At 54.1% G+C, this 13,436-nt stretch carries 13 protein-coding genes; 9 read left to right on the top strand and 4 right to left on the bottom strand.

Annotation, left to right across the window (positions count from 1 at the left end; all coding sequences use genetic code 11):
• Positions 1 to 25: 25 nt before the first annotated feature.
• Positions 26 to 394 (bottom strand): hypothetical protein, encoded by a 369-nt coding sequence (locus tag PED39_05885; protein ID WII07120.1) that lies wholly within the window; start codon positions 392 to 394, stop codon positions 26 to 28.
• A 50-nt stretch (positions 395 to 444) separates the two neighbouring features.
• Between PED39_05885 and thiD the strand changes: the two genes are divergently transcribed.
• The 3 genes from thiD to PED39_05870 are packed head-to-tail and all read left to right on the top strand — an operon-like array spanning position 445 to position 3,339.
• Positions 445 to 1,731 (top strand): bifunctional hydroxymethylpyrimidine kinase/phosphomethylpyrimidine kinase, encoded by a 1,287-nt coding sequence (thiD, locus tag PED39_05880; protein ID WII07119.1) that lies wholly within the window; start codon positions 445 to 447, stop codon positions 1,729 to 1,731.
• 7 nt (positions 1,732 to 1,738) lie between these two features.
• Positions 1,739 to 2,602 (top strand): ABC transporter ATP-binding protein, encoded by an 864-nt coding sequence (locus tag PED39_05875; GenBank protein WII07118.1) that lies wholly within the window; start codon positions 1,739 to 1,741, stop codon positions 2,600 to 2,602.
• Positions 2,602 to 3,339 carry an ABC transporter permease gene (locus PED39_05870; protein ID WII07117.1) on the top strand — a complete coding sequence of 246 codons (738 nt, stop codon included), beginning with the start codon at positions 2,602 to 2,604 and terminating at the stop codon, positions 3,337 to 3,339. The genes PED39_05875 and PED39_05870 overlap by 1 nt, the downstream gene beginning before the upstream one ends.
• Positions 3,340 to 3,477: 138 nt before the next feature.
• Here PED39_05870 and PED39_05865 read toward each other — a convergent pair whose 3' ends face one another.
• On the bottom strand, positions 3,478 to 4,401 hold the full coding sequence (locus tag PED39_05865; protein ID WII07116.1) for an FKBP-type peptidyl-prolyl cis-trans isomerase: 924 nt from the start codon (positions 4,399 to 4,401) through the stop codon (positions 3,478 to 3,480).
• Positions 4,402 to 4,524: 123 nt separating this feature from the next.
• Between PED39_05865 and thiE the strand changes: the two genes are divergently transcribed.
• From thiE to pth2, 4 genes are all read left to right on the top strand, one after another.
• Positions 4,525 to 5,148 (top strand): thiamine phosphate synthase, encoded by a 624-nt coding sequence (gene thiE, locus PED39_05860; GenBank protein ID WII07115.1) that lies wholly within the window; start codon positions 4,525 to 4,527, stop codon positions 5,146 to 5,148.
• A gap of 62 nt (positions 5,149 to 5,210) precedes the next feature.
• Entirely contained in the window at positions 5,211 to 7,679 is a 2,469-nt protein-coding gene (locus tag PED39_05855) for a winged helix-turn-helix domain-containing protein (GenBank protein ID WII07114.1), read from the top strand.
• 79 nt (positions 7,680 to 7,758) lie between these two features.
• On the top strand, positions 7,759 to 9,054 hold the full coding sequence (locus PED39_05850; protein ID WII07113.1) for a hypothetical protein: 1,296 nt from the start codon (positions 7,759 to 7,761) through the stop codon (positions 9,052 to 9,054).
• A gap of 46 nt (positions 9,055 to 9,100) precedes the next feature.
• Complete coding sequence (gene pth2, locus PED39_05845) at positions 9,101 to 9,481, top strand: peptidyl-tRNA hydrolase Pth2 (GenBank protein ID WII07112.1); 381 nt, start codon at positions 9,101 to 9,103, stop codon at positions 9,479 to 9,481.
• Here pth2 and thiM read toward each other — a convergent pair whose 3' ends face one another.
• Complete coding sequence (gene thiM / locus PED39_05840) at positions 9,482 to 10,273, bottom strand: hydroxyethylthiazole kinase (protein ID WII07111.1); 792 nt, start codon at positions 10,271 to 10,273, stop codon at positions 9,482 to 9,484. It lies immediately after the preceding gene.
• 96 nt (positions 10,274 to 10,369) lie between these two features.
• On the opposite strand from thiM, the gene PED39_05835 reads away from it, so the two are divergent.
• Both PED39_05835 and tgtA read left to right on the top strand, forming a co-directional pair.
• Complete coding sequence (locus PED39_05835; GenBank protein WII07110.1) at positions 10,370 to 10,774, top strand: hypothetical protein; 405 nt, start codon at positions 10,370 to 10,372, stop codon at positions 10,772 to 10,774.
• A gap of 74 nt (positions 10,775 to 10,848) precedes the next feature.
• Complete coding sequence (tgtA, locus tag PED39_05830) at positions 10,849 to 12,780, top strand: tRNA guanosine(15) transglycosylase TgtA (protein WII07109.1); 1,932 nt, start codon at positions 10,849 to 10,851, stop codon at positions 12,778 to 12,780.
• 2 nt (positions 12,781 to 12,782) lie between these two features.
• Here tgtA and PED39_05825 read toward each other — a convergent pair whose 3' ends face one another.
• Positions 12,783 to 13,412 carry a formate/nitrite transporter family protein gene (locus tag PED39_05825; GenBank protein WII07108.1) on the bottom strand — a complete coding sequence of 210 codons (630 nt, stop codon included), beginning with the start codon at positions 13,410 to 13,412 and terminating at the stop codon, positions 12,783 to 12,785.
• Between the last annotated feature and the right edge of the window lie 24 nt (positions 13,413 to 13,436).

Genomic DNA, 13,436 nt, shown 5'->3' with positions numbered 1-13,436 from the left:
TTTTCTGAGAAGATATCGAGGATAATCAGTCGTAGTCGATACGGTCGTTATCCTTCACATCGAACTTGATGTTGGCGGCAGTCAGCATCTCGCTGATCCTGTCCGCGATGGGGACAAGGTCCGATGCCTTTCCGTACGTCTTGATGTAGAACTCCTTGGAATCCATGGGGAAGACCAGTCTGACCTTTCCCTTCCTGTTGTATCCCTCGGGCTTCCTGTTCATCTCAAGGTCGATGGTGTTGAGCTCTATCAGCATCTGCAGAAGTTCCTCCTCCTCAGGCATCTGATCGATCGACTCCAGGAACATCTTGAGGATGTCGGGGAAAACAGGAGCCAAATCCTTGTAGTCTGATTTGCCTTTGAGGACGAAATGCTTACTGCTGACTTTCATCATTGCTCCAAAGCTAAGACTCTTTATTTATTGCTTTTGATATGGGAAAAACAATGAGAACAGCTCTTACTGTGGCAGGTTCCGACTCCATCGGAGGCGCAGGTGTCCAAGTGGACATCAAGGCCATGTCCGTAGTCGGCATTCACGCCACATCAGTCATCACGGCCGTCACCGCCCAGAACACGCAGGGCGTCGATGGCATCTTCCCCATGCCTGTGGATTTCATCCAGGCCCAGCTCGAATCGGTGCTGAAGGACTGCGACATAAAGGCAGTCAAAACCGGTATGCTGTACAGCGCAGAGATCGTAGAGACGGTGGCAGACATCCTAGAGGACCATGAAGCCCCGCTTATCGTGGATCCCGTCATGATTTCGGGAACCGGATGCTCCCTCTGCGAGGACGATTTTGTCAAGGCACTCAAGAAGAAACTCCTTCCAATATGTGAACTCGTGACCCCGAACATGCATGAAGCTGAGACGTTGGCAGGCATGAAGATCAGGAATGAGGACGACATCACACTCGCCTGCGAGCTCATAGGCAAACAGGGATCGTCCGTCCTGTTCAAAGGCGGCCATCTCAGAGGGCCCAAGGTTGTGGATTACCTGTACCTGTCATCAGAATTCAACAAGCTTGAGTATCCTCGTCTCAACAAGGCCGGACACGGCAGCGGATGCTGCCTCTCCGCTTACATAACCGCCAATATGGCGAAAGGACTGGACATCGTCAACGCGGTGATCAAGTCCAGGGACATGATCCAAGAATCCATCGCATCGCAGTACGCCATAGGCAAGGGCGACGTCGTCGTCAACCCGATGGTGAAGGTCAAAGGGGAATCGGACAAGTTCAAGATCCTCGATTCCCTGGATTCCGCGGCATCCAGGATCATCGACCTGATCCCCAATGAATTCGTCCCCAAAGCGGGAATGAACATCGCCTATGCGCTCAAGGATGCTGCCGGACCAGAGGAGATAGCGGCCATCGACAAGAGGATGGTCGTTCACAACGGAATCCTCAAGAAGAACGGTCCCGCCAAGTTCGGAGCCGCTGAAGGACTATCATACATCCTGCTTGAGATAATGAAGCACGACCCCAAATCCAGATGCATCATGAACCTCGCCTACAGGGACGACATCATCGACATCATGGAAGAGGTCGGCATGACCGCCGTGAGTGTGGAGATGTCCAAGGACAAGATCTCCGAGGCCACGAAGAAGGCCGTCAGCCTTGCCGGAAAGGTACCCGATGCCATTGTTGACAAGGGCTCCAAGAAGGACAGGACAATCAGGATCATCGCCAGGAACCCCGAACTCATGATGGAGAAGCTGGACAACATACTCTGAGGACATCATGGATACGGATGACGACTCCATTATCCGCTGCAGCGGGCTTGTCAAGAGATTCGGGAAGTTCACGGCAGTCGACGGGATCGACCTTGACATTAAGGAAGGGGAGATCTACGGATTCCTCGGACCCAACGGTGCCGGTAAGACTACCACGGTCCGCATGCTCACGACCATCGACGTTCCCGACGAGGGGCAGGTATGGATCGGCGGGCACGACACCCACTCCGATTTCATCGAGGCCAGAAAGCTGCTGGGGATCATACAGCAGCAGCACAGTCTGGACAAGGACCTCACCGTCAAGGAGAACATCATCCATCACGCACTCATGGAGAACCTGTCCTGGAAGGAATCTCACAGGCGCATGAACGAGCTGGCCGACCAGATGGAGCTCCATGAATACATGAACAAGAAGGTCATGCACCTGTCCGGAGGCTGGAAGAAGAGGGTTGCCATCGTCTGCTCGCTCATCCATACCCCGAAGGTACTCTTCATGGACGAGCCCACGACCGGCTTGGACACACAGTCTAGGAACATGCTGTGGAAGCTCATACGCAACATCAACAAGACGGGCACCACCATATTCCTGACAACCCATTACATCTTCGAGGCGGAATCGCTGTGCGACCGTATCGGGATCATCAACAAGGGGAAGATCATAGCCGAGGGAACACCCAAGGAGCTTAAGGAAAAGGTAGGAAACTTCACGCTGGTCACCGTCGATCCCGAAGGAAACGAGAACACCAGCTACTTCCAGGACCTGGCCCACGCCAAGAATGCCTCTCTCGATATCCCGCCGGACTGCAGCATATCGATACGCCGCACCAACCTTGAGGATGTCTTCCTGGAGCTTACCGGGAGGAGGATGTGATGTACAACATTTTCTCCGAGATCTTCAGAGTGGCGTACGGTGACCTGGTCTACATGAAGCACAATGCGATTCAGACCCTGGTCTCCACTCTGGTGGGTCCGTTGCTATATCTCATCGCCTTCGGTTACGGTATGCGCGCAGGCGACTCGGGATACATCGCGTATGTCATACCTGGTATCGTCGCGATATCCTCCATGAACTCAGGATTCTCTTCCTCATCGCAGAAGATAGTCATCCAGAGGCTCTTCCATACCAGCTTCGACGAGCTCATTCTCTGCCCTATGCATACCCCTTCGATAATCTTCGGTAAATGCCTGATGGGGATCATAAGGGGACTCATCGGTGGGGTCATAATCATCTGCCTTGGAATGCTGCTTACATCCGGGCTGCACATAACTGCGGAACTGATCCTGACGATGATCCTTTCGAGCGTAATGTTCTCATTGCTCGGAGTGGCCGCTGGATTGCTGGCTGACTCTACCCCCACATTGATGATGTTCAACAGCCTGATCATCCTCCCGATGTCGTTCATGTGCGGCACCCTGTTCGATGTGAGCGCACTTCCGGACATCATATCCTCGATAATCTGGGCACTTCCGTTGACGCACACCACCACGGTCATGCGTGAAGCGGCGAACTGCCTGCCGATGGATGGAATCTCGATCCTTGTGATCATGATATACATCGTATCGTTCTATGCAATCTGCCATTACGTGATCAGGAAGAAGCTCTACTGAACATGCAGAAGATGAAATTCATCTGCAGACAGCCGTTGCGAATATATTTCTCGGACTGCGACCAACGCACGGATGCAGTGGAATTGATTCAAGAATCGATGATAGAATTGATCCGACCTCAGGTCGTAAGAGGATTGGTTACCCCCGGGCTAATGCCCGGGGGGATGACTGTTCCCACTCGATGGTCAAAACTTTGATCTCGAAGAACAGAGGCTGGTTGACACGCTCTGCTCCTTCTTTGTAGATGATGTCGGAACCATCGATGTTAGTGATGTAGATTGTCTTGGTTCCGAGGTCGAGCTTGATCATCTGAATCTCGGTTGAACCGACCTTCACAGGGTTCTTGATCTCTATGTCGTAGGTGATCTTTCCGCTGGAGACGGTCTTGACCTTGTAGTTGACGACGGTGTCTCCGGACTTGTAGACCTCGTAGGTCTCTCCTGCCTCGGGGACGTAAGTGATCAGGACAGCGTTGCCCATGTCGGTGTAGGAGGCGTATGCGTCCCACTTGTACTTGGAAACGAACTTGACCTCTCCGTTGTCCTTGAGGGTCACGTCGGAGTATGCGGCTGCGAAGTCCGTCTTGGTCATGGTGACGGTTGTGGACATCACATTGCCGGAGGTGTTGAGGTATCCTTCTGTGGATGCTCCGATGTATCCCTGGGCTGCGGTGAGCTCGATCTTGTACTTGTCGCCGACCTTGTGGCCGATGACGGATTCCTCGAATGCCTTCAGCATCGTTCCTTTACCGATTGTGAACTCGAGAGGTGAATAGGAGGTCTTCGCCGTGAAGTCGTTGGATTTGGCGATGTTCGTGTCGTTACCGATGCTGGAAACGTTGGTGTCGAATACGACGGCATAGGTTCCTCCGTACTCGTCATAGAATGTTCCTGTGTACTCCACAGTCACTTTGTCTCCATTCGATGCCGTCTTTTCCCCACTGGGGAACCATTCATCGGACACGAAGCATCCGATGACAACGACGGCTGCAACCAAGAAGATGACACCACAGACCAACATGATCGGGTCCCTATCTTTTCTGACAGTCTTATCGCCAGCCATTTTAACCAAGCAACCGATTCAAAACCCTGTATAAAAGTCCTATGCCTTTTCTATTAAGTAGAATAAAAAAGAGAGGGAATCGAGCCCGAATCAGTTATGTATGACACCGGGGATAGACATGCCATGTTCGACCTGTATGTCGTGACCGATGAATCTCTCTCCAAAGGACGCTCTAATGTCGAGATCGCAAGGCTCGCCTATGAGGGCGGTGCCGATGTTGTGCAGCTGAGGATGAAGGATTCGACAAAGGAGGACATGCTCAGGGACGCCCTCAAAATCAAGGAGATCGCTGACGACTACAGCAGATATTTCTTCGTCAACGACAACGTGGAAGTCGCTGTGGAATCAGAGGCAGACGGCATACATCTGGGACAGTCGGATATGCCTCTGGAGAAGGCATCGGAGATCGTGGGCGGTAGGATGCTCATCGGCATCTCCGTCACGACCGTCGATGAAGCGATAAAAGCCTACAACGGAGGGGCCGCCTACGTCGGTGTCGGATCCATCTTCAACACCTCTACGAAACCTGATGCGACCCAAGGTCTCGGACTTGATGCAATCTACAGGATCAGACAGGCCGTCGACATCCCGATCGTGGCCATCGGCGGTATCAACAAAGGCAACATCCAGGACGTCATCAGGGCTGGTGCAGACTGCGCCGCCGTGGTGTCCGCTGTGGTCAGCCAGGATGATGTGGTCAAAGCGGCTCACGACCTCAGGGACCTCATAATCAAAGCTAAGCTTTGATTCGCACATCGTCCGTACAAACTGGGGTGCTCTTAAAATATAATTAAAAAAATACCCCTATCATGGGCGCACAGGATGAGTATCTACGCAATTTCTGCATCCTACTGACCGACAAAGGTGTCGTTCCCCTCACGGATCCCCTGCAGATAGCAGTCTACAACAGCCTGCTCCAGGGAATGAAGAGACCGAGCGATCTCACATCGGAGCTCAATCTGAGCTCATCGTCTCTGCACTTCATCATCGACAAGATGGCCGAGAACGGGATAATCGACAGGACCAAACCGGAGTCCGACAAGAAGACCGTCTACTACTCCACCAACGCTAAGGTCCTGGCCAGTTCCACGGAGACCAACGACAGGCTCAGGAACGTATCTCAGAAGACATTCGTCGATCCGCTCAAGAACTACAAGGGACTCTCCACACTGTCCAATATGCTGGACTGCTACATGTCCGAGATCGGTGTGGACATCGACCCTCTCAAGATGAAGTACGCCGACGCCCTGGCGGACTCCATCGAGATGGAGAAGGCCGGAATGGAGGATGCCGTGATGAACGTCAGGGACATCTTCTCCAGGATCACAGGCCACAGTTTCTCCGTATTCTCGTTCTCCCCTCTGACCCTGGTGGTCACCGGCGACGAGAACATCATGGACAAATCCAAGATCCTGATGGAATTCGTCATCAGGCTCATCGAGAACTCCACTGGAAGGACCTACAAGATCGTCAGCACAGAGCCCTTCAACGGCGCAGACAACATGATCAAGGTCACCATGGACCGCACAGAGAAGGTGGAAGAGCCCTACATGAACACCAGCCTCCACCACAAGGATACCGATCGCTTCCTCATGGTCGACGTTGACGGATCGGCCGGTCTGATGACCAGCGACGTCCAGATCGATATCATCAACGCCATCTACGAGAGGCCCCTGTGCATCACGGACATAGTCACCAAGGTCGACTCCCCAAGGTCGACCATCACTTCGAACCTGCTCAGGATGGTTGAGGAGGGAGTCATCTCAGTCTTCTACTCCGAATCAGGTTCAGCATACTACGGGCTCGCATGCTCGATACTGCTCAAGAAATCCCGCCCGATCTCCTACGACAGATCCGAGATGGACGAGGTCCTGGACAAGATCAAGGACAAGGAGGGCGGATTCATGGAAGGCCAGTTGCTGTACACATTGGCCCTTCTGAAGATGTACGGATTCGATTCCGAGTACACCATGGTCGTCCTGGGAGCCAAGTACATGAGGGCATCCGGATCCATGGATGTGCAGGGCAGCTTCGACACCTACTTCGGAAAGATGTCGGACATAGCCCAGGCGATCGGACTTTCACTGAACATCGTTTCCGTCTACCCCCTGACGATAGGAATCTCCAGCAGGGACCCTAACTCGGAGATGTCGCAGGCGATGACATTCATCAAGGGAATGGCCCACCAGGGACTGGAGATGGCCAGCAGCGGAATATTCGTCAGGAGCTCGGAGGAGAGCGCGACGAACGAGAACATCTCGTTCAAGGAGATCTACCCCGCACTCAGCATGAAACCCGTGAAGGGAGTCATGATCGAGAACCTGTCCCCTGCGCCTTCCGCGAAGAAACGCACATCATCTGTCAAGACAGCCCTGCTCAACCGCAGCAAGAAGGACAGCACACAGTCCACGAGATCGGTCAGGTACATCACCGCGGCCGTGTTCATGGTGATGCTCTCAGCCATATTGGTGTTCGGAGCGACAGGAACCGGTTCGGATCTCAGCGCAGAGACGTTCGAACTCACTGTCGACAGCTCGCTCGAGTACACTGTGTACGACGAGGACGGCAACGAGCTCACCTACCCGTACAGCGCCCAGGCCGGAGATACGCTCTCCCTGGTCCTCGACGATCCGACAGATATCGGTTACGTGAGGAACGGGATGGCATTCCTGATGTCCCCTGCGGACAACGGAGAGTACAGCATCACGATGAATTCGGACCTGAACCTGGTCCCCCTTTTCGACGTCTCCGACCTGACGGAGATGGATTGCACATTCTCCCTCTACTGCTCGGAGAAGGCCATAGTTCTGGACACAAGCTCCGCTCTTAAGGAGAACGAGAAGTACAGGAGCTCGGAGAGCTACATGGAGCTGACCGGAGGATTGTACGTCTCGGCCAACAATGCGATTAAGGTCACAGCCAAGGACGGCTACTATATCGCCAGCAACGATGAGAGCGAGAAGGACAAGATCCTCCCCAGCCGTTTCTGCAACAGCACCAACTTCAGGGACATGAGCATCAACGAGATCCCCGTTGAGACCAGGACGATCTACCTGGACAACGGCCCGCTGCTTTACGGCGACCAGCTCATCGAGGGTGAGCTCGTGGTTCCCGGAGATGCGAAGAAGATCGGTCCGATGAAGATCGTAGGCGACAAGAACGTCGTGGTCAAGGTCAACGGCAAGGCTGTGGAGCTGGACAACGACAACTCCTTCATCATCATCCTCGAGCCCGGAGTGGAAACCCACATCACGGTGGAAGAGAAGAACTTCTACTGATCTTGCACACATTCCGACAGACCAGCGCATAGTATTATTACACCGTCAGGTCTCGAAGCCACTAGGAGCGTGAACATGCATGGCCGCAAACAAGCACACCGACAAGGGATTCTGCCCTTTCTGCGGTAACGAGTTCCTCGGCGACCATGACAACTGTCCTTTCTGCGGTCAGGACCTCAGACAATACAAGGATGACCTCGGCCCGATCATGGAGACCATCCAGACCAGGACCAACATAGACATGAAGAGCCCCAAGGTCAGGATCACCATGTCGATCATCCTGTTCGTTTTGGTGTTTGCAGGCGCTCTCGTGGCATTCGACTACTATGAGACTCACATGCAGCCTGAACCCGAACCGGTGGCGGAAGGAATCATAGTGGACATCAAGACCAACGGTTACATCGACCTGACCGGCGACTTCGCGAACTACGACCTTAACCTCCTGCCCACCTACGACCCCGAGCTCAAGCTCACCATCAGCCTCAGCGATAAGTACGTGGGCAAATACAACAAGATAATATGGGTCGTCCAAACGGATGCCTACAACCATACGAACGCCAAGAATCCATTCTACCAGAAGGTCACCAAGGACATCGCCGATTCCGACAACATCTACAGCGTGACATGGGACAACGTCTCCATAGGGAGATTCTGGATCACTGCCGACTGCTATGGCGAATCCGGAGATTACGATGTGTTCATCGGCAAGGGAGTGTACTATGGGAAGTACACGACAACCTACTCTTGGGAATACGACGGCACCGTCAATTCCTTCGAGTACACCATGTCTTCCGATGAGGTGAAGAACTGCCTCAACGTGGACCTCAGCATCAGGCTGGACGAACAGTCGAAGACCTCGATGACGAAGTACGTGGTCGATAGCCTCTCCGTGGAAACCCTGAACGATCAGCTGAGATCGCTGTTCAACAAGAACTACAGGGATTCGCAGGCCAAATATGCGGACTTCGTCCTCTCTTTCGTGCAGAACTGCTTCCCCAACGTGTTCGACAGCTTCAACTACCGTGTCAACGACTACTGGGCATACCCGACGGAGACCCTGCTCTGGGGATGCGGCGATGACGAGGACAGGGCCATCCTGTACTGCTCCATCATGAAGAGGGAGGGCAGGGATGTTGGCCTGCTGTTCCTGCCGGAGACCACGATCGCCGCTGTGGATGTCGATCTCACCGACAGCCCCATATCTGCTTACGCCAAAGGGGTCAGGGGAGTCTACAGCCTGTACATCGTGGCCGACACCAGCTCTGACCTGGGGCTCGGAGAGCTCAGGCCTTACTACGACATCTCCGACAATGGAAGGATCCTCTACTACAACGGCGAGGAGATCCACGGACGCTACGGATTAGAGGTCGTGTGAAACAATCAGACCACCTTTTTTATAGGCCGATTATGTCGCTTCCTCCATGGCATTCGGACTGTTCAGACCTACAGGGGAGTATAAGCTCGTCGTGCTCGTAAGGAACGACCTCAAGATGGGCAAGGGCAAGATCGCCGCTCAGGTTGGGCATGCCGCTGTCGAATGCGCGCTTTTCACTGAGAAGAAGGACAAGAAATCCTTCGATGCATGGTACAGATGCGGCCAGCCCAAGATCGTCCTCAAGGTGGATTCGATGGAGGAACTGGACAAGTACAGGATGATCGCCAGCAGCAACAAGATCCATATCGCGGTGATCACCGATGCAGGAAGGACTCAGGTCGACCCGGGAACGGTCACCTGCATGGGCCTCGGACCTGCGCCCGCCAGTGAAATCGACAAGATCACTGGCGAGCTCAAGATGCTGTGATCAGAGCCTTCTGATCTTTGCTTCCTTCGGCAGATCCTCGGATCTGAGATTGAAAAGGGAATCGAACAGCCCGACCTTGAATGAACCCGGACCTTTGCAGTCTTTTGCCGCGTGTTCCGCCGCAACGTTGAATGCAGTTATCGCCGAGATCACGGACTCCTTCTTGACTCCGTTGGCCCCGACATATGATCCGATGACGGAGCTGAGCATGCAGCCGGTACCGGATACGTTGCCCTGCATGGGGTCGCCGTTCTTCAGCTCATACACCTCTTTCCCGTCGGAAACGTAATCCACTTCACCAGTGGATGCGACGATGCAGCCCAGCTTCTCGGCCAGAGAGCTGATCAGCTCGCCTACGTCTGATTTACCCACGGCATCGACTCCTCTTACTCCGCCCTGAATTCCTGCAAGGAACGAGATCTCCCCGGAGTTGCCTTTGATCACTTCGGGCTTTACCTTCTTGATGATCATCTCGGCAACTTCGTTGCGGTATCTGGTGGCACCGGCTCCGACAGGATCGAAGATGACGGGGACATTGTTGTCCTTGGCGATCTTTCCGGCATACATCATGGATTCCACTGTGCGAACGTTGAGAGTCCCCATGTTCAGGACAACGGCATTGGCGAAACTGGACATGTCGATGATGTCCTTCATCTCATCTGTCATCACGGGTGATCCCCCGGAGCAGATGCAGATGTTCGCGCAGTCGTTTACGGTCACATAGTTGGTGATGTGATGGACGAGCGGATGCTTGGAACGGACGCAATCCATCATCTCAGTTAGGTAATCCATGATACCTCTATCCCCAGCCTGATTTAAATCAGATTGCTGGACCAGTAGGATAATGGAAAAGAATCTTTATCTAATCGAGTAAACAATCCTTCTGACATGGCTACGATCAAAATCGAATACAAGCACACCGAGAAGGAGATCTCCGACATATCGATCAGGAGACCCTCCACCGGCAAGATGGCAGCCTACATCCAGGACCTGATCTACGAGATGAAATCCGCGGACATATCCTGCTCGTTCAAGGAGACGATCATCGAGGACGGGAAGAACGACGTCCTTATCAACGGAAGGACCATCCCCGAGGTCATCGACGGCCTCCAGATCAGGTACCTCGATTCCGACGACGCTTGCGACCACGGCAAGCCCCAGAGGATCACGTTCGGACGCCCGACACTCGACTGGAAGAAGGAGTACGTCGAGGACGTGCCCGACACCATCATGAAGAACGCCATCGCCAAGGTGTACGCCGACGAGAGGCAGAAAGAGAAAGAATCGCAGTGAACCCACTTACCCGGGGCATCCCCGGGCTTTTTTTAACGAACTGGTTATAAACGTCGTCCCTATCCTCTGAACTAATGTTCGAGATCATCAGAAGGGACGGGCTCGCCCGTATCGGAAAATTCACCACCAATTCAGGACGCTCCATGGAGACTCCGGCGCTGTTCCCGGTAATCAATCCGAAGATCAACACGGTGCCTGCAAGGGAACTCTATGATACCTTCGGCTTCAAGTCACTGATCACGAACTCATACATCATAAAGAACACGCCCGAACTCAAGGAGAAGGCCCAGGCCGTCGGACTCCACGAGATGCTGGATTTCCCCGGGATCATCATGACCGACTCCGGAACATTCCAGAGTCACATGTACGGCGAGGTGGAGCTCACCAACGAGGAGATCGTGGAATTCCAGAAATCCATAGGCACGGACATCGGAACTGTTCTCGACATTTTCACCGAGCCGTACTGGACCAAGGAGCAGACTGCGGAATCCATCGAGGTCACGCTCGAGAGGACGCAGCAGGCCTGCGAGATGAAGGGCGAAATGATGATCAACGGAGTCGCACAGGGCTCCATCTACCCGGACCTCAGGGAGGACTGCGCTAGGAGGATGGCGGAAATGGACATCGACGTCCACCCCATCGGAGGTGTTGTTCCCCTCATGGAGCAGTACAGATACGCAGAGCTCGTTGATGTCATAATGTCCAGCAAGAAGGGCCTGAATCCCAACCGTCCAGTCCACCTCTTCGGTGCCGGTCACCCCATGATCCTCGCATTCGCAGCGCTGATGGGATGCGATTTCTTCGATTCCGCCTCCTATGCTAAATTCGCTCGCGACGAGAGGATGATGTTCGTCGACGGAACGTTCCGTTTAGCGGACATGGAATCCCTGGACTGCAACTGCCCCGCGTGCCGCGGACACTCCCTAGAGGAGCTCAGGAAGATGGAGAAGGGCAAGAAGACCAAGCTCATCGCTGAGCACAACCTCTACCAGATCGTCCAGGAGCTCAACCTCGTCAGGAGGTACATCCGCGAGGGACGCCTCTGGGAGCTGGCGGAGATCAGATGCCGTGCGCACCCCGCCCTTCTGGAAGCACTGAGGAAGCTGAGGGACTACCAGGATGTCCTGGAGCAGTACGACCCCATCAGCCGTGACGGTGCGATATTCTACACAGGTTCAGAGACAAGGATCCGTCCCGTATTCAAGAGGTACCTCGACAGGCTCGGGACTAGGTATGTCCTGCCCACTGACAAGGTTTGCCTCTTCGAGGACACACACGGTAAGCCTTACAGCAGGCCCTATGAGCAGGAGTTCGACAAGGCCAGGAAGGCAGGTTACACGCCTATCGTCGTCTCGCCATTCGGACCGGTTCCGGCGGAATTGGATGAACTCTATCCCCTGGCGCAGTCGCTTTTCCCCCAGATCCCTGACATGGAAACCGAGACGGAATCCGAGAGGCTCACATATCAGTTCCTAAGCATGATGGGTGTCAAGCAGGTCATCCTCCAGGATCAGATCCCTGAGGACGGGACCGAGGAGTACAACGCGGACATGCTCAGGGCGAAGGCTGTGGCCAGATATCAGTTCGGCATCGAGGCCGCGGATGCACTTTTCAGAGAACCTGTTGAGCTCGTCACCAGCAAGAAGACCGGCAAGATCAGGAACGTCATATCCGACGGGGAGCACGTCCTCTCGATGCGCGCAGGCGACGGACTGTACACCCTCAAGCTCGAGGGAGCGAAGAGGATCGTGAAAGCCGTTCCCAAGCCCCACATGAGAGTCCAGGTGACGGATGATGCCGTTCCCTTCGCCGCAGACGGACGCAACGTCTTCGCCCAGTTCGTAACGGAATGCGATCCGGAGATCCGCCCCATGGAGGAGGTCATCGTCACAGACAAGGACGACAATCCCGTGGCAACCGGACGTGCGTTCCTGGTGCCCTTTGAGATAAGGCAGATGAAGAAGGGAATGGCCGTGAAGGTCCGTTCCGGTTCCAGCGACGAGTGAGCTCAGGCTTCCTCGTACATGTACTTCCTGCAAACGGGGATTATCACTCCGCCGATCGCGTTACCCAATGCGACCAGGAGGATGAATGCGAGTGCCTCCAGGGAGTATGCTCCCGCCGCACAGAAGTAGTACATGTCCGCAATGCTGTGCTCAGATCCCGCAAGAATGAAGACAGGGACGCAGATGAACGCTCCGAGGTAACTCTTCTTCGTCTTGTAGACATCCGCTGCGATGAACATCAGGATACCGCAGAAGATTCCTTTGAGGACCACCGTAACGGGCGAGTCCAGCATGGCCAGCCTTCCATCGATGAATCCGGGGATGAACTGGTCCGCCATAGGCATGCAGAATGCAATGAACATCGTTCCGAAGAAGTTACCGACCAGCATGATCAGCAGATCGATGCCGTATGTCCAGGGTTTGTCGTCGAACATGTATCCGACCTTGCCGGTGTACAGATCGAGACCGAATGTGAAGACGGTGAAAAGTCCGATAGAGAACAGGATCGCCCCTACCCACTTGAGCTCAGGATTTATGCCCATTGTCCCCAGCAGCACAGCGCCGCCGAGTCCTATTGCCATACCGGCGAGGAACGATCTCACAAAGCATTTCGGATAGTGTTGGGAATCCATCTTCACTTCACTTCAGAGGATGTT

The sequence above is a fragment of the Methanomassiliicoccales archaeon LGM-RCC1 genome (genome assembly GCA_030168575.1).
Classification (GTDB): domain Archaea; phylum Thermoplasmatota; class Thermoplasmata; order Methanomassiliicoccales; family Methanomethylophilaceae; genus Methanoprimaticola.
The sequence above is the reverse complement of the archived record's forward strand: the minus strand, read 5'-3'. Positions and strand labels throughout refer to the sequence as shown.

Excerpts from the sequence above, each read along its gene's own strand:
- thiE (WII07115.1), top strand. The coding sequence starts at position 4,525 with ATGTTCGACCTGTATGTCGTGACCGATGAATCTCTCTCCAAAGGACGC.
- PED39_05855 (WII07114.1), top strand. The coding sequence starts at position 5,211 with ATGGGCGCACAGGATGAGTATCTACGCAATTTCTGCATCCTACTGACC.
- thiD (WII07119.1), top strand. The coding sequence starts at position 445 with ATGAGAACAGCTCTTACTGTGGCAGGTTCCGACTCCATCGGAGGCGCA.
- tgtA (WII07109.1), top strand. The coding sequence starts at position 10,849 with ATGTTCGAGATCATCAGAAGGGACGGGCTCGCCCGTATCGGAAAATTC.
- PED39_05875 (WII07118.1), top strand. The coding sequence starts at position 1,739 with ATGGATACGGATGACGACTCCATTATCCGCTGCAGCGGGCTTGTCAAG.
- thiM (WII07111.1), bottom strand. The coding sequence starts at position 10,273 with ATGGATTACCTAACTGAGATGATGGATTGCGTCCGTTCCAAGCATCCG.
- PED39_05865 (WII07116.1), bottom strand. The coding sequence starts at position 4,401 with ATGGCTGGCGATAAGACTGTCAGAAAAGATAGGGACCCGATCATGTTG.
- PED39_05870 (WII07117.1), top strand. The coding sequence starts at position 2,602 with ATGTACAACATTTTCTCCGAGATCTTCAGAGTGGCGTACGGTGACCTG.
- pth2 (WII07112.1), top strand. The coding sequence starts at position 9,101 with ATGGCATTCGGACTGTTCAGACCTACAGGGGAGTATAAGCTCGTCGTG.
- PED39_05825 (WII07108.1), bottom strand. The coding sequence starts at position 13,412 with ATGGATTCCCAACACTATCCGAAATGCTTTGTGAGATCGTTCCTCGCC.
- PED39_05850 (WII07113.1), top strand. The coding sequence starts at position 7,759 with ATGGCCGCAAACAAGCACACCGACAAGGGATTCTGCCCTTTCTGCGGT.
- PED39_05885 (WII07120.1), bottom strand. The coding sequence starts at position 394 with ATGATGAAAGTCAGCAGTAAGCATTTCGTCCTCAAAGGCAAATCAGAC.
- PED39_05835 (WII07110.1), top strand. The coding sequence starts at position 10,370 with ATGGCTACGATCAAAATCGAATACAAGCACACCGAGAAGGAGATCTCC.